This window comes from Paenibacillus sp. J22R232, from assembly GCF_056269165.1.
This window is the reverse complement of the sequence record NZ_JBWDNK010000005.1, coordinates 87,080-106,414: the sequence shown is the minus strand read 5'-3', so window position 1 is coordinate 106,414 and position 19,335 is coordinate 87,080. Positions and strand designations below refer to the sequence as shown.

The following is a 19,335-nucleotide window of genomic DNA, read 5'->3' as shown; positions in this document are numbered from 1 at the left end:
AAAATAATGTCCGAGACTAACGCTGAATTATTAAAAGTCGATAAGTTTTTGATATGGTCTTAGCTTTATACGATCCGCATGTAGTGTACCAGTTTCCTAACACTATGCGTTCCTTAAAATGAAAAGTCCTTGATTAAGCTGCAACAAACATAAAAAAGCTTTGTTTATAAAACCAATGTTTTTTTTATGATAACTAATTAATTAGCCGATATCAAAAAGAAAGTATAATGCGTTAAGACATTATCTTTAAAAAATAATCTAACAAACGGGTAGACATCTTCCGTTATTATTGAAATCTCTTTATTTCCATCATCTTGAGTTCTAACATATCCAGATGGTCCCCAAGTTTGTTGCTCTGCATCGGGATTATATTTACCATAAAAAACACCATTGGTATTACTTTTCCAATCCTCATTTTGAGGGAAGAGCGACATTACCTCTTCAAATGTATGACCCACTCCAATTCCTCGTGGTCCCGGATGTTTCCCAAAAACATCGACTACTGCTGGTGTTTTTTTTTCAGAGCGAGCATCAAAGTAGATATATTTAACCAGATCATTGGAAAAATACGTTTCACCGCCAAGGTCATTTACCTCTTTTTTAAGTCCGAGCTCTACCATTTGCTCTTTGGTCCAATCCGAGCGTATTAAATCAAAATCAAATATTTCTTGTTTAGTCATAGCTTCTGGAGCTGGGACATTTGTTTCAGATGGCTCCGGTGTACTTGTTTCAGAAACGATTGTACTTTCAATAGGAGATGGTAAAATGTCCGACGGAGTGGGACTAGATTCCGAGGATGAATTAGAACTGCATGCACTTAAAACAATTGACAAAAGAAATAGAATAATAATACTTTTCCTCATTGTATACCTCCAAGTTAGATTACAATTCGTTAGCTCATTTAAAAGTTAAAGGTTAAGGTCGACTACTTAATACACGTAGACAGTCCTTAACCATTAACGGAAGACGAATCAATAAGTTACGGTATTAGGGAAATAACCATAAGTGTTAGAGGTAGCATTCGGATTTGTGTCCGGCCTATAAAATTTAGCAGGAGCCCACGCATAAGGATACGTGATGCTTAAATTACGTGTAATTCTTGCCATCCATTGAATATTTGTTCCAGTTGGGACTACATTTTGAAAATCAAATTTATAGTCGAACGTTGTGCCAATTCTTGTCATAGCACCTCCTTGAATCCAACTGGTAGTTCCAACTTTTCTATAGAACAATGTTACTGCCGATGGTACTTCAGTATGAGTATTGCCGGCACCGCTAAATACGACTGTAATTTGAGCAATTTTGCTACTAAGAAATTTTGCTTGACTAAAAACATCTAGGTTCCTCCCATAGTTCCAAGACGCAGTATCCCTGTACAATGTTTCAGTTCGGTAGGCTTTTCGTGCGCTTACTGAGTTATGTGTATAAGCACCAAAATGTAAATGTGGGCTACCTTCAGCCCCAACATCACCACCTGTTCCAACACGATCTCCTTCTGCATAATTTCCATTCGCGTATGTTGTAGTTGCTACAACCATATGTTCATAATGACAATAAACACCAGGCGCCGTTTCAAGTGAAACGGTATTATATGTGTCGTTTAGGTTTGTTAAATAACCATCAGCTACTGCTACTATGATTTTTGAGGTACTAATACTTAGATCTACGCCTACATGGGGTGAAGTTCCTGTGACATTCCGTGGTTCACTCCATTTACTGGTAACTGTGGGCCAAATCTGATTGCCACTTGAATTTTCGATCGGACTTGACCAGCGTGTTGTAGCATCAATAGCTCCTGTGAATACTTCGGAGTAGGCGGTGTAGGCTGCATTCACGGTTGGAATTACGGAAAAAGTTAAGCCAAACACTAAAAGTAACGGAATAACTTTGCGATTAAATTTTCTCATCATAATCACCTCACCTTAAAGAATATGTCCAGGTAGACATTTTTTTTGTTTCATCTATTTCCTCTTGAACAACAAGGAGTAGACTATTTTCATCTGTCCAAGAGAATTCCAAATAACGTGCGGAAGAGTTTAAAGCAGAAGGCAGTGAGTCAACGTCAATTATGTTGTTAGTATTCAAATCGACCACTTTTATATAGCGTGCCTCTGGCTTGTTGTCTGGAACAAAGATAAAGGCAAAATACGAGTTATCCAAACTAAAGCCTTTATTACTTGCACGTAGTCTAGTTGTTCCATTCAATTTAGTTGAAGTAATTTCTTGAAGCGTACCAGAATTATCAATTCTAGCAATATGAATTTCGCCACTACTTAGGGCTGTAGCGTAAGCAATAAGACCGTCTTGAACCGCATAAATATAAGGTGCTTCACCAATCAAGTCTAGTTCAGATTCAGTACCATTTAGGTTAACTACAACTTGCTTCATACCTGAACTTGTAATCTTTTTGCAAAGTACACTTTCGGAAGTCAACCATCCATCTACTAAGTAGTTGGTACCTTCCGCATCTGCAATTATAGTTTCAATACCAGTAGTGATGTCATAAACAAAAAGAGCGGAACCACCGTTCTTAACATTATTTTTATTAGAGTTATAAACCAATGTTTTGCTGTCGGGGCTAGACATAATGTTTTCATTCCATACCACAAGATTTTCACCAAACAAGTTTGTAGATTCTTCTGCTAATGCGTCAAAAGTTTTTCCATTATATGTACTCGGCAGCACCTGCTCTAGCTGGTTATTTGAACTGTTCACGAGCCACAGCCCATTATCCGTAGAAATCAGCGACTTCTGCCCATCCGGCGTGATTGAAAATTCAACAGGGATATCATCCATGTTTTTAGGAATAACTATTGTTTTTCCATCAGCTTGAAATTTCTGTAACTTAATTTCAACATCACCATGACCAGTTTTTATAGATGTTTTAAATTCTTGTGCTTTTGATTGCTCTTTAGATAGCATCCCATTCAATGTTCTAACAGTTAGTGCTTCTTCAACCATCGCTTGTTGCAACTCTTCCCAGTTTTCTTTGAGAAAACGACCATCTTGTAGCATATTATCTACAGCTCTGGCATTAGGATCTGCTTCAATTTCTTTTCGTGCTTGTATTGACAATGGCACTGAAGAAACATCGACAAGAACCTCTTTTATCTTTGCATAGTCACGATCCTGTAAGCGGTTAAGCAGAATAGGATTGTCCGTATCAACTGGCAGCATCTTGTAGTACTCGTTCCCGATAAGTTCAAGGTTGCCAACCGTTTCATCTATTGCGGAATTGTTATTCAGATTTGAAGCATAAGCAACAGAAAAAACAGTTCCTAGCAATACTACACCTGTAATTGCTGCTGTTATTTTTTTTTGCATGGTTTTCTTCATTCCTCTCGTAAATAATCATTCAGGGTTTTTGGGCTGGAACTAGTTATTCATTCACTCTCCAATCAGTTCAAAATATAAGTAAAAAACCCTGAAAATGGATGTTTAATTCAAAATAAAGTTTATCCTTTATTACCATTTTACGGAATAGTTCTGATATACTATTTGCATGTCGAACGTTGACTTATTTCGTAAAGAATGACAGAACCTACAGCTGAAACTGACAAGTTTTTGTCATTAAGATTTTTGTACAATTAGAGCCGTACAATCGATAGTCCGAGTTTGTCCAGTTAGGTTTCTCCCTCAATTGGAAAAAGACATGATCGCAAAATACTACCATGATTGCAAAATTAGACTTATGGATTTTTTTGCACCAAGAAATTTTATGAAGCTAATACGTTATTCTTCTTAAACATACTGGGAAGCCCGATGCATCCGGACACTAGAGGTCGATTAGCTCCAGTCGTCAATCTCTGGCCTCATAAAAGGTGTCGTCAAGAAAATACCTTCGCATTTGATCCATACAACGATTTTAGAGGACCTAATTTCGTCTATAACTCAGATTGCTCATAAATCCATTGTGAGCTTATACAGTACAGGCTTTATTCCTCAAAGCAAATTCCGATATAAAACTTTTTTAAAAAGGGGAAACAAAAATGGCCAGGCGTAGAAGAGAAAAGGAAGAATTAGATCCATTACAGGCACTAGTTCTGTTACTAATGTTAGTGGCCGGATGGGGAGTCTACTCGTATACATCATCAATCGTAGCTGGAGGAATTGCAGCAGGTGTTATTTTAGGTGGTTATGCCTTTATTATCTCCTCGATTAATCATAAACGGACAGAGCGATTAAAGAGATCAGGCATAGCAGAAATTGACAAGATGGAGGGAAGGCAGTTTGAGAAATATCTAGGTCATCTTTTTAAAGCCCACGGTTACAGGGTGAAAGTAACGCAAGCTGCCGGTGATTTTGGTGCCGATTTAATCATTTCAAAGGCAGGAAAGAAAATTGTTGTTCAAGCGAAGCGATATAACAAAAATGTTGGTTTAAAGGCTGTGCAAGAGGTACATACAGCATTAAACCATTACGGAGCATCCGAGGCATGGGTGGTTACCAACAGTGATTATACAGGGCAGGCATACACCTTGGCTAAATCGAATGAGGTTCGTTTAATCATGAGGCAGCAGCTCATTGAATTGATTTTGACTATGAACCCTGGAATGCCGCTTTCACATTCTAATCAGATCCAGGAACCAACTGTAGCCGAAAGGGAAGTCGCGGTGAGCACGGAGTCTATGGAACCTGACGATCTGGACTGCCCTCAATGTGGTTATTTATTAGTGAAGCGAATAGGTAAACGAGGAGAGTTTTATGGATGCTCCAATTTCCCGAAATGTCGCCATACTTTGGATTTGGTTTAAAATGAAAAAGCCTGCAGTCATGTTGGCTGCAGGCTTTCATTTACTTAAAGATATTTCTCCTGATTGTCCTTGATATATGCCCGCGTTTTATCAAGTATATCGGCAATTTGCCCTGATTCATATTCCAGCCAATCTGATGCCATATTGGGATCCATACTGCCCTGAGTAACATTACCGATTACACGATCCAATTCGTTAGTTGCTGCATCGAGCTCTTTTACTAGAAATTCGTGTTCGGTTTCTTTAATTTCTAATGGCGATGTACCACAAGTCACACAGGAATAATCTAAAAGGATGTCGATGGGGATCTCATTTTGATTGCTACAGCTTGTGCATGTGACCATTAATGTTTCTTGATTCAGCATCTAAACACCTTCCAAATCATCGATCTCATATTCCACGATGTGCCTAAAACTGCCATTACTCATGATCTTTTCAAAAATCCATTCGACTTCCACACTTCTATCTCTAATACGACGGATTCTGCCGACTTTTATTGCCCCTCTTACTCGTACAAAGTCGCCTTCTCTCATCCATTGCCACTCCCAAATCCAATAAGCTTTGGCTGCCGTAAGATACCGGAGTCGCTAAATTCCAAAGCCGTGACCCTGCAGGGGAATGGTACGCTGAGCCATCTAACGTCTGACTTCTTCATGCTGGTGGATAGGGTAGGGAAAGGACATTCTCCAGGATGTTGCGCCATAAATTGTTTTAGCACCTTTTTGGAAGACGCATCTATGCCCGATACATGGCCAACATATCGATCCTCAAATCGTAATACTAGGCTAGATACATATCCTGCTTTAAGTTTTATTCCAACCGCTTCAGCAACGATCCGGACTTCTTTTCTTTTTTTATACCAGTATCGATGCTTTTTAGCTTCAACATAAGGGCTGTCTAGCTTTTTGGATATGATACCTTCCCACTCACGAGTATTAACCCAATCCCACAATGCTGGGCCATCATATACCAGGTCAGTGACAAATAACCTCGGCTGCTTTGTTGGAAGCTTAGCTGTAAGTCGCTCATACCGTTCCCTGAAGGGGAGCGGCCGAATATCTTGTCCATCATCATAAAGCATGTCGAAAGCAACAAAGATCAGATTGTCATCATATTTCTTCCGGCTAACTCCAATAAGAACGCGCTGAAAGTTTGGCCGTGTACCGTCAAAGTAAGCAATTTCTCCATCAAGAACACAGGCACCGATTCGGAGCGGACGCATAAGTTCAACAATCTCAGGAAATCGATCGTTACGTGGTTCAACGCGCTTCGAAAATATTTCTACACCGCCTTTACCATCGAGCCTAACCAAAGTGCGTACACCATCCCACTTGATTTGATAGCCCCAATCGGGGCCGGTCGGGATATCGGGCGATGTGACCGGAGCCATTGGTACGCCTGGAAGCTCCATTAAAACTGTCATGATACGTTATCCTTTGTTTTAGCTGTGCTCTTCCTTCTTTTAGGAGGAGAGGCTTCTGGTAAGGGTTTTGTTGCATCCAAGCTTGCTTGTAAAGCTGCCATAAGATCAACTACATTTGATCGTCCAGAAGCAGCAGGCGTAGTGACAATATCGACGCTCTCACCAGCGACCTTCTGATCAATTAGTTCAAGCAAGGCAATACGGTAATCGTCCGTATATTTGCTAGGCTCAAATTTTTCACTGAGCTGCTCTACAAGAGCCATTGCCATTCCAAGTTCTTTATCATTAACTAAAGTTTGCTGTGGGAGGTTCGGAACTTGAGAGAGGGCGCGTATCTCATCCGGATAATACATGGTCTCCATACAAATACAATTGTCGACCACTCGGATAGCCGCTAAACTGCTTTTGCTGCGGATTGATATTTTAGCTATGCCAATCTTGCCTGTCTGTTTGATTGCCTCCAACAGCAGTCTATAGGCTCCAGCACCTGCCATATCGGGGGAAAGGTAATAAGCCTTTTGGAAATAGAGCGGATCTATGTCCTGAAGATCAACAAAATCCAAAATTTTGATTGTTTTAGCTGCATCGTCTTTAATGCTTTCTATCTCATCCTCTTTGATTACGACAAATTTATCTTTTTCATACTCAAACCCCTTAACAATTTCATCAGGTCCGATCTCTCTGTCGCAATGCCGGCATGTTTTCATGTAGTTGATCGGCATGCCACAGTCTTTGTGAAGGCTCCGAAAGTGAATGTCTTTGTCTTCTGTTGCGGTATACATTTTTACCGGTACATGTACCAGGCCAAAACTGATTGCGCCTTTCCACACTGTATGCACAGAGATCACATCCATTTTTTTCATTTAGATTGCTCTAGAATGAGAAAAATATTCAGTTGATTCATCATACTTTTTGCTGACTAATTGCTAACTAATTAGCCAGGCATGGATGCTACTCTTAGTTAGACCAACTAATACGTAGGGGGAATGATTGTGGCGAAAGACAGGACAGTTGAATTTCACTTTGATGCTCTTGAAATAACATTTCGTATCGAAAGTGTGTTCGTAGACACGGACAACGAGGATGTTGTGTTCTCGACAGCAAGAAAGAAGCTAAAGGATAAAACAGGTGGACGTCGAGGAGCTTGCAAGAAGGCTAGGGAATAGGTATTACATGGATATTACATTCGAGGAATAAAGTTTATTTCTCTGTCAGAAATGTGAATTGTATCCGTTTTGCAGAAGAGGCTAGAAAGTAAGAAGAGGAGGAGAATCATTTGCGGGCTAAGTTAACCATTGTGCTGGATTTAGAGGATCAATCGAAAGAAGAGGCGAATTGGCATGTGGATCAAATAGCTTTAGAAAACACAATACGAGATCGGTTAAGTGTCTCGAATGTAACGGTGCATGATATTAGTATTGTGGCTTCTGAAAAAATGCGTTAGAGGCCTTACATTTGCTGCTAATGGGATTGCGTGCCGGTGGCCGCAAGTAAAGGCTGAAGATGGGGTATGATATTCCAAATTGATTTTATAAATGGAGATGTACATGGTTACTTGCAGCACCTTGGGTAAGGAATCCGTTGATTGTTTGCGTTAAAAAGCAATTAATTATATTAAAATGAGATGGAGGTGTGAGATGCAAGAATACTTTAAAAAAATTTTTTGAAGAAAAGGAATTAGAGGCACGTACTTTTTCGATTACACATAAAGGATATGTACATATGGTCGAAAGTGATTTCTTAATTAATGTGATTCTTACTTCCACACCAGAGGATGAGCAAAAAAAAATATTAGATATCATTGTTGCTATTGATTATAAGAACGGGGATATAAATCATTTTCTCGAACATTTGGCCAAGGGCTATGTCGTGAATAATTATTAATTAGGTGTGTCGTGTTTTCTAAATTTCTGCCGGATCGCTTAATGAGGCTGCAAGTTAATACGGTAGCCTCATTCTTTTGAAATGAAAAGGAGAAGGGTTATGAGAGTTACGGGAGCAATCCTGTAAATTTTTAAAAAAGAGAACACTTGTTCCGATCTGTGTTGTAGAATTTATTTATTAGAAGCAATTACACCAGGAGGAATAAGATGATATATAACCAAAGCTGTATTGAAGGCGCAAAGGAACATTTAGCAGATAATTCAGTAGATGTATTAATTGCTGATCCACCTTATAATTTGCGATTTGGTGGGACTACGCAAACAAAATCAAAACAGCCAAGATTTGATATTTTAGAAAATGATAAATTATCACCGGCAGATTACAAGCACTTTTCAATGCAATGGATCTTTCAAGCATATCGAGTTTTGAAGCCTGGACGTCATATTTATGTTTGTATTGATTGGCGTATGTATGCAGATATGGTTATGTGGCTTCGAAATGCAGGCTTTATTATTAAGAATTGTATCGTTTGGGATAAAGAACATATGGGAATTGCTGGCAGTATCGTTATCGACATGAATTCATTATTTTTGCAGTAAAAGGCGACAAGCGTATAAGAAAAATATCAACTAGAAAACAACCTGATATTTGGCGAGTTCCACGTATCCATGGGAACAAAACAATACATCCTACGGAGAAACCGGTTAAATTACTAAGAGAAATGATTGAGAACAGTAGCGAGCCAAATGAATTAATGGTTGATTTTTTTGCAGGAAGCGGAGTAGCTGAGGTGGCTGCCATTATGACATATCGGTCTTGGCTGGCTTTTGAGATTGATCACCATTGGTTTGAGATTGCTATAGATCGAATAGAGAGTACAAAATTGTTAATAAATCTGGACCTATAAACTAGTTGGATGACTACGCTCCGCTGGAACCTGCGGCTAAGCTGTACAGCACTTATGCCGAGCTCAGCTGCAAGATTATGCATGCTTATATCCTGATAGCGATTCTGATGAATGAAGGCCTTGGCCTGTTCAATAAGTGGATCAGTAAGTTCATCCACCAGATTGACGGGGGAGGATTCCGTCTGGCGGCAAAATTGCCAAATATCGTTCAGTATATGATTTTGCCAATACAAATTCTGATCCTCGGTATATCCCGATTGCTGCTTTAGGCTATTCAAGTTGTCGGCCAGACGATTCCGGTGCTGAATGACCATCTTGTATACGTATTCGGACAGCTGCTGCTGGACCGTTTGTTCACGTGCATTCAAGCCGAATTCATCGTTTGAAACCGAGTCAAGTGAAAATCCGATAAAATGAAACGATAACGCATGAATCACGCTGCGATGAAAGGGAAAGCCCGGCGGACAGACGACCACATCTCCCATTCGAGCTGTTCCCTCTATTTCCGCTATTCGATACGAGAAGCTCCCGCTCTCCACGGCAAACATCACCCATAGATCATAGGTATTTTACACTTAATTGAAACTCGGACTTGCTATCCCAGAAGATATGGTGAGAAAGAATTGGATAAAGGCTGGAGCTGAGCACTGTCATTTTTATCCACCTCCATGATGAAATAAAGTATATGGTTATATGATAGCGTAGTGCATGTTAAATAAATAGCCTCCATATTAAGATAAAGTCAAATCGACGTAGTGGAGGTTTAGCCAGATGAAAATCGAGCATATAAAATCTGATATTACCGTAATTGGCGGTGGGCTTGCCGGTGTTTGCGCCGCCGTCACTGCTGCCCGTCTTGGGCGAAACCGGCATCATGGGTGAAATGTTCACCGAGAACCAGTACCGAAACCCCGAAGGGAATCCTTATTTATGGGATCTTGTTGTTCTGGAGACCGTTCGCGCAGAAGAAAATATTCGCTTATTCCTTAACACGGATGTGCATGAGGTGAAAGCGGAAGGACCGGAGCTTGACCGGGTCATTCAAAGCGTAACAGGATGGATGATGGGCTCAGAGAGTAAAATTCGTTTCGAGAGCAGCATGTAAATCGATTGTACCGGCGATGGCCTTGTTGGTTTCCTTGCCGGAGCGAAATACAGAATAGGCCGCGAAGCCAAGGATGAGTACAACGATGATTGGGCGCCGGAGGTGGCGGATGACATTACGCTTGGCAGCACGCTGCTGTTTTATACGAAGGATGCAGGCATGCCGGTCAAATATATCCCGCCAAGCTTTGACAAGGATATAACGCAAACGACGATTCCGATGAAGCGAGTAATCCGAAGCGGAGACTCTGGATGTCACTATTGGTGGATTGAATGGGGCGGAGACTCTGGATGTCACTATTGGTGGATTGAATGGGGCGGAGAGCTGGATACGGTCCATGACAACGAGCGGATACGTGACGAGCTGTGGTCGGTTATTTACGGGATTTGGAACTATATTAAAAATTCAGGCCAATTCGATGCGGAAAATATGACGTTGGAATGGGTAGGATCCATTCCCGGCAAACGAGAGTATCGGCGTTTTCTCGGGGATTATATGCTGAACCAGAACGATATTATGGCGCAGGAGCCATTCGAGGACCGTATTGCCTTCGGGGGCTGGTCCATCGATATTCATCCACCGCAAGGCATGTACTCGGAAGAGAGCGGCTCGAAGCATCAATACTCGGACGGTGTCTATCACATCCCGTTCAGAAGCTTGTATTCAAGTAATGTTCGCAATATGTTGTTTGCTGGCCGGGACATTAGCGCGACACATGTTGCTTTCGGCACGACAAGAGTGATGGCAACCTGTGCTGTAATCGGGGAAGCGGCAGGCAGCGGCGCTGCGCTTTCCGTACAGAAAGGGATTACGCCGCGTGTGCTTCACCGCGATTATATGAAGGAATTGCAGCAGGTTATGCTACGGCAGGATGCATCAATCATTGGTGTGGCCGGCAATGATCCGGATGATCTGGCAAAAACCGCCCGCATTTCCGCATCCAGCACGTTGGAGCGAATTGCAATTGAAAATGCCACAAGCGTGCATTCATTGGATTGCGATATCGGTATATTGTTCCCGGTTAATCCCGTGCTGCCATCGGTTGAACTGCTTGTAGATGTTAAGCAGTTCGCAACGCTTGAGGTGGAGCTATGGCACACGGGCAAGGAAGAGAATTACGTACCTAAGCAATGGGTGAAATCAGCTTCGAAGTCCGTTGCCGCGGGCAACAAGCAGTGGGTTAAGCTGGATTTGGATTGGCAGCCGGAGTCAGCCTGCAATGCTTTTGTTATCGTCAAAGCGAATGAGGCTATAACGCTGCACGGATCGGATGAGTCGTTAACCGGTGTGGTTTGCTTTGAGAAGGGGCCTAAGCCGGTAGTCGTATCCGCATTGCTGGAAGATCAGCATACCGACCAGCCGATCGTGCAGTGGAGCATGCGCAAATGGAATCGCCGGTCGGTATGCTTGCGGGTAACGCCCAATACGGAGTCCTATGCGGCGAGTCAAGTTAGCGATGCTATATACGGCCTTATGCTGGCCCGCATATGTGGGCATCCAACCCGCTATCCGCTAATTCCGAGGAATGGGTTCAATTAGCTTGGGATAACGAGCAGGAGATTGGTGAAATTCATCTAACCTTTAACGATGACGTAAATGAGGATTTAATCAACCTGCATCATCATCGAACGCCATTTGCAGTTATTCCCGAGGTCGTGCAAAGCTATCGCATTCAAGCTTACATCGCTGGGGAATGGGTTACGATCATAACGGAGCAGGATAATCACAAACGAAAAAAAGTGCATTACCTCATTGAAGCGATTACTACTAACCAAATAAAATTATGCATAGAGGCAACGAATGGATGTCCTCGTGCAGAGGTTTTCGAGATCAGAGTCTATGGTTGAATCGGTTAAATAAAGATATGGGAGAGTGATAGGTTATGAATAATCAGCTGAGGCTGGATCCACTTTTTAATGATCATATGGTTATCCAACGGAATAAAAGTTTTTTAGTCTGGGGGACAGGGACAGATGGAGATAAAGTGACTGTGACTTGTCGCGGTGTAAGCGGCTTTGCTGAGATACATGATGGTCAATGGAGTGTAACTTTTCCGGCTATGGGGGTTGGGGAAGCTTGTGAGCTGATCGTGGAAACGGCTGAAAGCACCATTATGCTGGTGGATGTTGTTTTTGGAGATGTGTGGCTAGCAGGCGGACAGTCCAATATGGAGTGGTCTTTGAGTAATAGTGATCAAGCTGAACAGGCTATAGCTGCAGCGAACGTACCTTTACTGCGTTTTTATGAGGTGCCAAAGCTAGCTATTGAGCAAGAGGGCATTCAATTGACAAGCATGTGGAAAACATGCACGCCAGAAACGGCAGGGGATATATCTGCGGTCGCTTATTATTATGCGAGAGCGCTGATTGATTCAGAGCAAGTGCCGATTGGGATTATCGCTTGCAATTGGGGGGGAACCTCTGCTTCTTGTTGGGTGGCGGAAGAAGTTTTGGAGGCAGATGCAGAGCTTTCTATTTATACCAAGGAGTTTACTGAACAAATGGAAGGCTTTGATTGGCAGGAATTTGAGCAGGTAAGCAGAAAGTATGACGAGGATGTTGACCATTATAATCGAAAGAACGAAGCGGGATATAAGGGGGAAGAGCTGGGGCAGTATCCTTGGCCGCCTCCATTAAGCCCTCATTCCTTTATGCGTCCCTGTGGATTATATGAAACGATGCTGCGGAAGGTGTTCGCTTTTGCGATAAAAGGTGTGATTTATTATCAAGGCGAAGCTGATGTCGATCGATCAGATTTGTATAGTAAATTACTAGAGATCTTGATTTTAGATTGGCGCAGACAATGGAATGATCCCGAGCTTCCGTTTCTATTCGTGCAGCTGCCTATTTTTGATCATAATAACCCTATGGGGGAACAATGGCCGCTGCTTAGAGAGGCGCAGCAGCAAACAGCCAATCGGGTTCCATTCACTGCAATGGCTGTGGTCTTGGAGTGTGGAGAGCCGGAAGATATTCATCCTCTGGATAAGAAGCCGGTCGGTGAGCGTTTAGCTTTACTGGCATTAGATAAAGTATATGGCAGAGCGGTTAAGAGCTCAGGGCCTGTTTATCGTGAGATCAGAATAGAGGATGGCCATGCTGTTCTACATTTTGATCATGCAGAAACAGGACTGTTGATTCGTGAAGGGAATCGATTAGTCGGCTTTGAGGCAGCTGGTGAGAGTGGTGAGTTCCTGCCTGTAGAGGCGGAAATTCATGGGAGTACGGTAAGGGTCAGAAGTGATAAAGTCCGCATACCCCGGTTCGTACGATATGGCTGGTCCAATGTCACCTATGCAAACCTGATGAGTGCTGAAGGTCTGCCTGCTGCTCCGTTTCGGACAATATGATAAGTTAAGATCGTTGTCAGTTAATAAAATCAAGGAAGAGGCTTCCTCAACTCATTGTATAAATGAGCTCGGAAGCCTCTTTTTTATGATGTGATATGCTTTTGAATTTCGGTAACCAGCCTTTGGCTGATGTCCAGCATGCCGAACGGAGAAGGATGAACGAGATCGGCGGAGAGACCTAGATAGCCGGGCAGCAAATGGGTGCCGTCGAGATGGATGACTCGAGGCATATGCAGTGAGGCTACTTTATCGCGAACGATATTTCGGAAGATTGCCGCTTTCTGTGGCGATACCAGATCATTGTAATTGGTAAACATATCGATGCAGAAGATCCAGCGGTTCGGATGTGCATGCGCCACTGTCTCGATAAAATAATCGATACGTTCGGCGAATGTCTCGGGAGACCATATACCGATCACATTAATGCCCATCTCAAGTGTTGCTATTTCCCAATCATCACGAGAGGCGATATAATCCGCCATCTCCGGCTCCATATGAGCGCTGCCGGCAAAGCCCAAATTGATGAGATCCATCTTCAGCAATCGGGCGGTATTCATTGCGTAAGTTTCGGAAGGCGCGACAGAACCACCGCCGTGCGTAATCGAGGAGCCGTATGATAACATTCTCCGAGAAGGAGCTTGGTCCGGTCTTGGTGGTGAAGTGTCTCCATCTAAGCTGATGAACAGAGCTCCGCAGTCATAGGGCAGTAGGATGCGGATTAAGCTCGGGTCGTAGGGAATATTGAAGCGCTGCGTTAACTGCCTGAGCTCAGATAGCTGTGGAGAAGCATGCACAACAATTTCGGAATCTGATAGCCCGATATGCTGCGGACACAAATCATACGATCCTTGAAAACCGCCATGGTACACCTCGGCAACGCCGTGCAGCGAGATAGCGGAGTTAGGCAGTTTCCGCAGTACGGCTCGTGCTTTCTCACTGTGCAGATTAAACCGTATTTCCACACCGCAACCATTGAAAGCGGTCCGTTGTGCGTTTTCATTTAAGGCTGATCTTAGAACCTCTGGTACTCTGCTAAGCTTCATTCCCTTGTCGCCTTCTGTTGCTACTAATGCTTGTACGTTATACAGCTCGAACTTCTTCATCAACATCAGCTTACCGCCTCCTTGAGTCATCCCTTTTGGATAGACATTAACGCTGAGAATCTTACTTTGTCAAGCTAGTGAAATTAAGACCTTAGGAACAGAAAATAGGAGCATAGATACACCTCATTTATATTCAAACGATCATTTTTAACTAATTTTGTGATACATGATGCAGAGATTTATTGATTATGCGAAATTCGTAAACGCGTTATGCTATTAACATAAAGTAGAAGGAGGTGATCAACATGAGTAATGTATCTACTCAAGAACAAGTATCGAACTTGAAAGGCAGCATTGCTGCTGAGCGGAGATTTCGTCTTTGGAAGGACATATGGCGGAGCCGGGCTTTGTATTTGATGTTGTTGCCAGGTTTGATCTGGTATGTGATTTATAAATATGTGCCTATGTATGGGTTAATCATTGCATTCAAGGATTATGACATTGTGGGTGGACTTTGGAACAGTCCCTGGAGTGATCCATGGAACAAATATTTCCTGCAATTTTTCAATTCTCCTTATTTTACCGAAATCTTGGGGAATACCCTTTTGATCAGTATATATAAGTTGATCTTTGGAACATTACCTCCCATTTTTCTAGCTATTTTGTTCAACGAGTGTAGAAGTCGATGGCTCAAAAAATGGGTGCAAACGATTAGCTATATGCCTCACTTCCTGTCATGGGTCATCATTTACGGAATCGTAATTGCTCTTTTATCTGAGACATCGGGCATTGTGAATCATTTGCTTGTCAATTCTGGCTTCAAAGCGATCCCGTTCATTACCTCAACGGATTGGTTTCGCAGCTTGTTGGTTGGAAGTGATATCTGGCAAAACATTGGATGGGGAGCCATTATCTACATGGCGGCGATGGCCTCGATAGACAACACGCTCTATGAAGCCTGTCGGGTGGATGGGGGAGGACGCTTACGAATGATCTGGCATATTACACTGCCCGGTATTCAGACGACCATCGTGCTCCTGCTCATCTTAAAGATCGGTCACATTATGGAAGGGAGCTTCGATCAAATCTATATCATGTATAATACGCAGGTGTATAAAGTAGCTGATATTATCGACACATGGGTGTATCGAACAGGGCTCCAACAGATGAATTTCAGCTTGGCATCCGCCGTTGGTTTATTCAAATCGTTGATTGGCATGATCCTTATCATGATAGCGAATAGAGTAGCTAAAATATGGGGGGGATCGATATGGTAAGAGGCCGTTCTGATCGAATATTCGATCTATTCATTTATGTCGTTCTAGTATTGGTGGCGATATCTGCTATTCTTCCTCTTCTCTATGTACTGTCTATCTCGCTTACGCCGTATTCAGAAGTATTAAAGAATGGTGGATTTATTCTCTTTCCGAAGTCTATTACTTTCGATGCCTACAAGGAGTTGTTCACCGACTCGGTCATTCCTAAGGCATTCTGGGTAACCGTGTTTGTAACGGTAGTGGGCTCGTTCATTAACATGGTGCTGACGATCCTGATGGCTTATCCGTTAAGCCGCAGAAAGCTCCGCGGCCGTACGTTTTTTCTAATGATAGTCGTATTCACGATGTTGTTCAGCGGCGGACTTATTCCTACTTATCTAGTTGTTCGAGATACTGGACTGATGAATACCGTTTGGTCGATGATCGTGCCTAGCGCAATCTGGACCTTCAACCTGTTGATCATGAAAAGCTTCTTCGAGAGCTTGCCCGAGGAGCTGCACGATTCCGCGCGGATAGACGGTGCGGGAGAAACGACGGCGTTAATAAAGCTGGTGCTTCCTTTGTCGATACCCTCTATCATGACGGTGAGTCTTTTCTATATGGTGGGGCACTGGAATGATTTCTTCTCCGCGGTTCTGTATATTACGAACAAGGAGCTATATCCGCTTCAGGTTATTGTTCGCAATCTATTGCTCGAGAGCTCGAATTTGAGTCAGCAGACTGACGTGACTCTACCGACTGTAACGCTGCAGATGGCAGCTGTTATATCGGCAAGCCTGCCTATTATCCTTGTGTACCCGTTCGTCCAGAAACATTTTACAAAAGGGATGTTGATCGGTGCAATCAAGGGTTGATTGATAGGAAGCCATTTTTAATACTAAACAATGAAAGAGGTAATCGGAAAATGAAAAAGCAAAAATGGACTTTAAGCGCTTTCGTCAGCATCTTATCTTTATCGCTTGTGTTAGGGGGATGTGCACAAAACGAAAGTGGCAATAATAGTACGCCGACTGCATCCCAGGATCCGACCAAAACCTCGGAAGCTCCGAAAGCACCGACAAAGCTCGAAATAACGAAAGTTGGTTGGGGAACCAAGCTGCCGGATGCAGGCAATGACTTTATCAAGCAAGCGCTAGACGAGAAACTGAACGTCGATATTACACTCACTTCACCAGCGTCGCCGGATGATTTCAAAAGCCAGCTGAATACTAGAATAGCTGCCGGCGATTACCCAGACATTATGGAGCTTGACAGTCGCGCCACGCTGCAGATGCTGGCGGAAAAAGGAGCGCTGCTTGATCTTACGCCTTACCTTGATCGATTAGGGGAAGTAAAGACGATGGTCGGGGATGATAGTTTTAAGAAAGGCGTTTTTGACGGCAAAACGTTTGCGATCGCTAAAACACAGGCCTTGATGACAACCTCTTATTATATTCGAAAAGACTGGCTTGAGAAGCTTAAACTTGAAGTGCCAACGACAACGGAAGAGCTTCTGAAAGTGGCTAAAGCATTTACGGAAGAGGACCCGGACGGAAACGGCAAGAAGGATACATTCGGTATTTCCGGGCTTGGTTGGCAAACATTCGCTCCAGTCTTTGGTTCATTAGGCGTTCCATCTCTGGATATGGCTACTGGCGTTTATATCAAGGATGGGAAATCGATCACTTCTCCGCAGGACCCAAATATGAAAGCAGCGCTTGCTGAGGTTAAGAAGTTTTTTGATGCCGGTGTTGTAGATCCGGAAATATTCAGCAATAAAGGTACGGCTGCTTCAGACAAAGGGATAAAAGGCCAGGTTGGCATTGTATTCATTGATTGGGGTGCATTTATCCGTAAAGAAGGGGCCGAGAATGTTAAAGCAGCCAATCCAAATGCAGAGTGGATGATGGTTCCGACGATTAAAGGTCCTGCTGGTCAAATCGAAGGCCCTTACGACGTAGGCTCAACATCCGGGCTGATCGCGTTGTCGAGGACGCTCGGAAAGGATGAGGAAAAGCTACAAAAAATATTCGACCTTCTCAATTATGTTTCTTCGCCAGAAGGTTCTCAATTAGTGCAGTACGGCATTAAGGATAAGCATTTTACGACTGAAGGCAGTAAGGTGAAGATATCAGAGCTTGGAGCTGCAGAAGCAGGCTATATTTGGTTGTATCAATTAACAGGCCGTCCTGAATCTGAATATCTTGCAACAAAATTTGACTACGCAGCCCCTATCATTGATCAAGCCTCCAAGCTGAACAGGCTGAACCTGTATAACGGCTTCATAGATCTGCCAAGCGACTTTAATGCCGCTGACGCATACCGCTATATTGGCGATTTGTCTATGGAGATTGTATATGGGAAAAAACCAATTGACAGCTTTGACAGCTTGGCTGGTGATTTGAACAGCAAGTTTAATTATCAAGTGTTTATGGATCAGGCTAGCAAGCAGATGAAGGAGCTCGGCTTCATTCAATAATAAATGATCTATTATTGCACCCTGCTTGGCGAATAAACCTCTCTATCAACGTAGTCGCTTCCAGCTTCAAATGACTTCGAGAGAGGTTTATCGCGCTGTATGTGGAAAGGAGGAAATGATGATTTACCAAAACGTAGAGCTGCATAACGTTGCTGAGGTTGTCAGCATACCGGGCAAAGCTGGTGTGCTGCTGCAGCGTTTACCCAAGGAGGTGCTCGTACAGGTAAGAGAAGCAGCACAAGCCGAATATAAGCAATCGGCATGCTGTGAAATTCGTTTCGTCAACGACTGGAAACCAGTCAAAGTAACCTTGTCTAGCTACAGTGATTCTACACGTGCATATTTATATTTCGGAGACTTCGCGGCTGGCAGCTACCTCATTGGGAAGGAGCCGACGACTTTGGAGCTCTCTGTTCCGTCACCGGCTTTTTTACCATTGGAGCGGGTCGGACGCGCAGCTGGTACTTTTGCACCGCAGGTGTGGAGACTGCTCTTTCAAGGCGGAGAAATACACCTTATCCATGTGGAAGGTGATCGTATACGCCCACCTCGCAAGGATGAGCTGCCGTCACTGCGTTACCTTGCCTACGGCACTTCTATTACCCAAGGGATTGCTGCTAGTCATCCAGCGCTAGCTTATGTGAAACAAGTCGGCTGGCGATTGCATGCCGATGTGATCAATCTCGGCGCTTCAGGAGCTGCCTACTGTGAGCCGGCGATTGCCGACTACATAGCGGACTGTGATGATTGGGATATCGCTTCGTTATGCGTCTCGGCTAATATGCTGAACCAAGGCGTATCCGCAGCCCACTTTGAAGAGCGTGCAGGTGATTTCGTACGTAGGATAACAGCTCGACATCCAAGTAAACCGATCGTTTGCATTGGACTTTTTCCTATATTCTATGACCTTGGTCTATGCTGGCCAGCTCGTAATCCGGCAGCGACTGCGGATGAATATCGGGCTATACTTCAGTCCATTACGGAAGATTCTGTGCTGTCGAATGTTCATTATATAGATGGACGAGAGCTGCTTAAGTCTACTTACGGGCTTTCTCATGATCTACTCCACCCCGGTGACCATGGCATGATTGAAATCGGAGAGAATTTGGCAACGTTTATGAAGGTGCTTCTCTAG

General features: G+C 43.3%; 20 protein-coding genes and 1 pseudogene. 12 read left to right on the top strand and 9 right to left on the bottom strand.

The window, feature by feature from the left end:
- Positions 1–197 precede the first annotated feature (197 nt).
- From AC0YN3_RS16880 to AC0YN3_RS16870, 3 genes are all read right to left on the bottom strand, one after another.
- A complete protein-coding gene (locus AC0YN3_RS16880; RefSeq protein ID WP_475776166.1) occupies positions 198–863 on the bottom strand; it encodes a hypothetical protein in 666 nt (221 codons plus the stop codon).
- A gap of 108 nt (positions 864–971) precedes the next feature.
- Positions 972–1,910, bottom strand: coding sequence for a peptidoglycan DD-metalloendopeptidase family protein (locus AC0YN3_RS16875; protein ID WP_475776165.1), 939 nt, complete (start codon positions 1,908–1,910; stop codon positions 972–974).
- Positions 1,911–1,917: 7 nt separating this feature from the next.
- Positions 1,918–3,336: a TolB-like translocation protein gene (locus AC0YN3_RS16870; protein ID WP_475776164.1), complete on the bottom strand. Its 1,419-nt coding sequence runs from the start codon at positions 3,334–3,336 to the stop codon at positions 1,918–1,920.
- Positions 3,337–3,989: 653 nt separating this feature from the next.
- On the opposite strand from AC0YN3_RS16870, the gene AC0YN3_RS16865 reads away from it, so the two are divergent.
- Positions 3,990–4,754, top strand: a complete 765-nt coding sequence (locus AC0YN3_RS16865) for a restriction endonuclease (RefSeq protein ID WP_475776163.1) — start codon at positions 3,990–3,992, stop codon at positions 4,752–4,754.
- A 44-nt stretch (positions 4,755–4,798) separates the two neighbouring features.
- On the opposite strand, the gene AC0YN3_RS16860 is transcribed toward AC0YN3_RS16865, so the two are convergent.
- Genes AC0YN3_RS16860 through ku form a run of 4 tightly spaced genes read right to left on the bottom strand, consistent with a single transcriptional unit; the run spans position 4,799 to position 7,016 of the window.
- Positions 4,799–5,119, bottom strand: coding sequence for a hypothetical protein (locus AC0YN3_RS16860; protein ID WP_475776162.1), 321 nt, complete (start codon positions 5,117–5,119; stop codon positions 4,799–4,801).
- Positions 5,120–5,287 carry a hypothetical protein gene (locus AC0YN3_RS16855; protein WP_475776161.1) on the bottom strand — a complete coding sequence of 56 codons (168 nt, stop codon included), beginning with the start codon at positions 5,285–5,287 and terminating at the stop codon, positions 5,120–5,122.
- On the bottom strand, positions 5,284–6,177 hold the full coding sequence (locus AC0YN3_RS16850; protein ID WP_475776160.1) for an ATP-dependent DNA ligase: 894 nt from the start codon (positions 6,175–6,177) through the stop codon (positions 5,284–5,286). The genes AC0YN3_RS16855 and AC0YN3_RS16850 overlap by 4 nt, the downstream gene beginning before the upstream one ends.
- Positions 6,174–7,016 (bottom strand): non-homologous end joining protein Ku, encoded by an 843-nt coding sequence (ku, locus tag AC0YN3_RS16845; protein ID WP_475776529.1) that lies wholly within the window; start codon positions 7,014–7,016, stop codon positions 6,174–6,176. The genes AC0YN3_RS16850 and ku overlap by 4 nt, the downstream gene beginning before the upstream one ends.
- Before the next feature lie 153 nt (positions 7,017–7,169).
- Between ku and AC0YN3_RS16840 the strand changes: the two genes are divergently transcribed.
- From AC0YN3_RS16840 to AC0YN3_RS16820, 5 genes are all read left to right on the top strand, one after another.
- The gene (locus AC0YN3_RS16840; protein WP_475776159.1) at positions 7,170–7,343 is read left to right on the top strand and encodes a hypothetical protein; all 174 of its coding nucleotides are present in this window, start codon (positions 7,170–7,172) and stop codon (positions 7,341–7,343) included.
- A 110-nt stretch (positions 7,344–7,453) separates the two neighbouring features.
- Positions 7,454–7,621, top strand: a complete 168-nt coding sequence (locus tag AC0YN3_RS16835; protein ID WP_475776158.1) for a hypothetical protein — start codon at positions 7,454–7,456, stop codon at positions 7,619–7,621.
- 188 nt (positions 7,622–7,809) lie between these two features.
- The gene (locus AC0YN3_RS16830; RefSeq protein ID WP_475776157.1) at positions 7,810–8,061 is read left to right on the top strand and encodes a hypothetical protein; all 252 of its coding nucleotides are present in this window, start codon (positions 7,810–7,812) and stop codon (positions 8,059–8,061) included.
- A gap of 206 nt (positions 8,062–8,267) precedes the next feature.
- The gene (locus tag AC0YN3_RS16825; protein ID WP_475776156.1) at positions 8,268–8,660 is read left to right on the top strand and encodes a DNA methyltransferase; all 393 of its coding nucleotides are present in this window, start codon (positions 8,268–8,270) and stop codon (positions 8,658–8,660) included.
- Positions 8,645–8,968, top strand: coding sequence for a DNA methyltransferase (locus AC0YN3_RS16820; protein ID WP_475776528.1), 324 nt, complete (start codon positions 8,645–8,647; stop codon positions 8,966–8,968). Before AC0YN3_RS16825 ends, AC0YN3_RS16820 begins: the two co-directional genes overlap by 16 nt.
- On the opposite strand, the gene AC0YN3_RS16815 is transcribed toward AC0YN3_RS16820, so the two are convergent.
- The gene (locus AC0YN3_RS16815; protein WP_475776155.1) at positions 8,899–9,507 is read right to left on the bottom strand and encodes a hypothetical protein; all 609 of its coding nucleotides are present in this window, start codon (positions 9,505–9,507) and stop codon (positions 8,899–8,901) included. The genes AC0YN3_RS16820 and AC0YN3_RS16815 overlap by 70 nt on opposite strands.
- A 232-nt stretch (positions 9,508–9,739) precedes the next feature.
- On the opposite strand from AC0YN3_RS16815, the pseudogene AC0YN3_RS16810 reads away from it, so the two are divergent.
- Both AC0YN3_RS16810 and AC0YN3_RS16805 read left to right on the top strand, forming a co-directional pair.
- Positions 9,740–11,920 (top strand): annotated as a pseudogene (locus AC0YN3_RS16810) (FAD-dependent oxidoreductase).
- A 35-nt stretch (positions 11,921–11,955) separates the two neighbouring features.
- Entirely contained in the window at positions 11,956–13,422 is a 1,467-nt protein-coding gene (locus AC0YN3_RS16805) for a sialate O-acetylesterase (RefSeq protein WP_475776154.1), read from the top strand.
- Between the two features lie 83 nt (positions 13,423–13,505).
- Here the strand turns inward: AC0YN3_RS16805 and AC0YN3_RS16800 are convergent, their stop codons facing one another.
- Positions 13,506–14,531 (bottom strand): SGNH/GDSL hydrolase family protein, encoded by a 1,026-nt coding sequence (locus AC0YN3_RS16800; protein ID WP_475776153.1) that lies wholly within the window; start codon positions 14,529–14,531, stop codon positions 13,506–13,508.
- Between the two features lie 350 nt (positions 14,532–14,881).
- Here AC0YN3_RS16800 and AC0YN3_RS16795 point away from each other — a divergent pair, with 350 nt between their 5' ends.
- The 4 genes from AC0YN3_RS16795 (at position 14,882) to AC0YN3_RS16780 (ending at position 19,335) form a co-directional block, all read left to right on the top strand.
- Positions 14,882–15,742, top strand: a complete 861-nt coding sequence (locus tag AC0YN3_RS16795) for an ABC transporter permease (RefSeq protein ID WP_475776527.1) — start codon at positions 14,882–14,884, stop codon at positions 15,740–15,742.
- A complete protein-coding gene (locus AC0YN3_RS16790) occupies positions 15,736–16,596 on the top strand; it encodes a carbohydrate ABC transporter permease (RefSeq protein WP_475776152.1) in 861 nt (286 codons plus the stop codon). Before AC0YN3_RS16795 ends, AC0YN3_RS16790 begins: the two co-directional genes overlap by 7 nt.
- 50 nt (positions 16,597–16,646) lie before the next feature.
- Positions 16,647–18,200 carry an extracellular solute-binding protein gene (locus AC0YN3_RS16785; RefSeq protein ID WP_475776151.1) on the top strand — a complete coding sequence of 518 codons (1,554 nt, stop codon included), beginning with the start codon at positions 16,647–16,649 and terminating at the stop codon, positions 18,198–18,200.
- Between the two features lie 115 nt (positions 18,201–18,315).
- The gene (locus tag AC0YN3_RS16780) at positions 18,316–19,335 is read left to right on the top strand and encodes an SGNH/GDSL hydrolase family protein (RefSeq protein ID WP_475776150.1); all 1,020 of its coding nucleotides are present in this window, start codon (positions 18,316–18,318) and stop codon (positions 19,333–19,335) included.

Coding starts and splice junctions, on each gene's coding strand:
- AC0YN3_RS16880 (WP_475776166.1), bottom strand. CDS start 863: ATGAGGAAAAGTATTATTATTCTATTTCTTTTGTCAATTGTTTTAAGT.
- AC0YN3_RS16875 (WP_475776165.1), bottom strand. CDS start 1,910: ATGATGAGAAAATTTAATCGCAAAGTTATTCCGTTACTTTTAGTGTTT.
- AC0YN3_RS16870 (WP_475776164.1), bottom strand. CDS start 3,336: ATGAAGAAAACCATGCAAAAAAAAATAACAGCAGCAATTACAGGTGTA.
- AC0YN3_RS16865 (WP_475776163.1), top strand. CDS start 3,990: ATGGCCAGGCGTAGAAGAGAAAAGGAAGAATTAGATCCATTACAGGCA.
- AC0YN3_RS16860 (WP_475776162.1), bottom strand. CDS start 5,119: ATGCTGAATCAAGAAACATTAATGGTCACATGCACAAGCTGTAGCAAT.
- AC0YN3_RS16855 (WP_475776161.1), bottom strand. CDS start 5,287: ATGAGAGAAGGCGACTTTGTACGAGTAAGAGGGGCAATAAAAGTCGGC.
- AC0YN3_RS16850 (WP_475776160.1), bottom strand. CDS start 6,177: ATGACAGTTTTAATGGAGCTTCCAGGCGTACCAATGGCTCCGGTCACA.
- AC0YN3_RS16825 (WP_475776156.1), top strand. CDS start 8,268: ATGATATATAACCAAAGCTGTATTGAAGGCGCAAAGGAACATTTAGCA.
- AC0YN3_RS16805 (WP_475776154.1), top strand. CDS start 11,956: ATGAATAATCAGCTGAGGCTGGATCCACTTTTTAATGATCATATGGTT.
- AC0YN3_RS16800 (WP_475776153.1), bottom strand. CDS start 14,531: ATGTTGATGAAGAAGTTCGAGCTGTATAACGTACAAGCATTAGTAGCA.
- AC0YN3_RS16795 (WP_475776527.1), top strand. CDS start 14,882: ATGTTGTTGCCAGGTTTGATCTGGTATGTGATTTATAAATATGTGCCT.
- AC0YN3_RS16790 (WP_475776152.1), top strand. CDS start 15,736: ATGGTAAGAGGCCGTTCTGATCGAATATTCGATCTATTCATTTATGTC.
- AC0YN3_RS16785 (WP_475776151.1), top strand. CDS start 16,647: ATGAAAAAGCAAAAATGGACTTTAAGCGCTTTCGTCAGCATCTTATCT.
- AC0YN3_RS16780 (WP_475776150.1), top strand. CDS start 18,316: ATGATGATTTACCAAAACGTAGAGCTGCATAACGTTGCTGAGGTTGTC.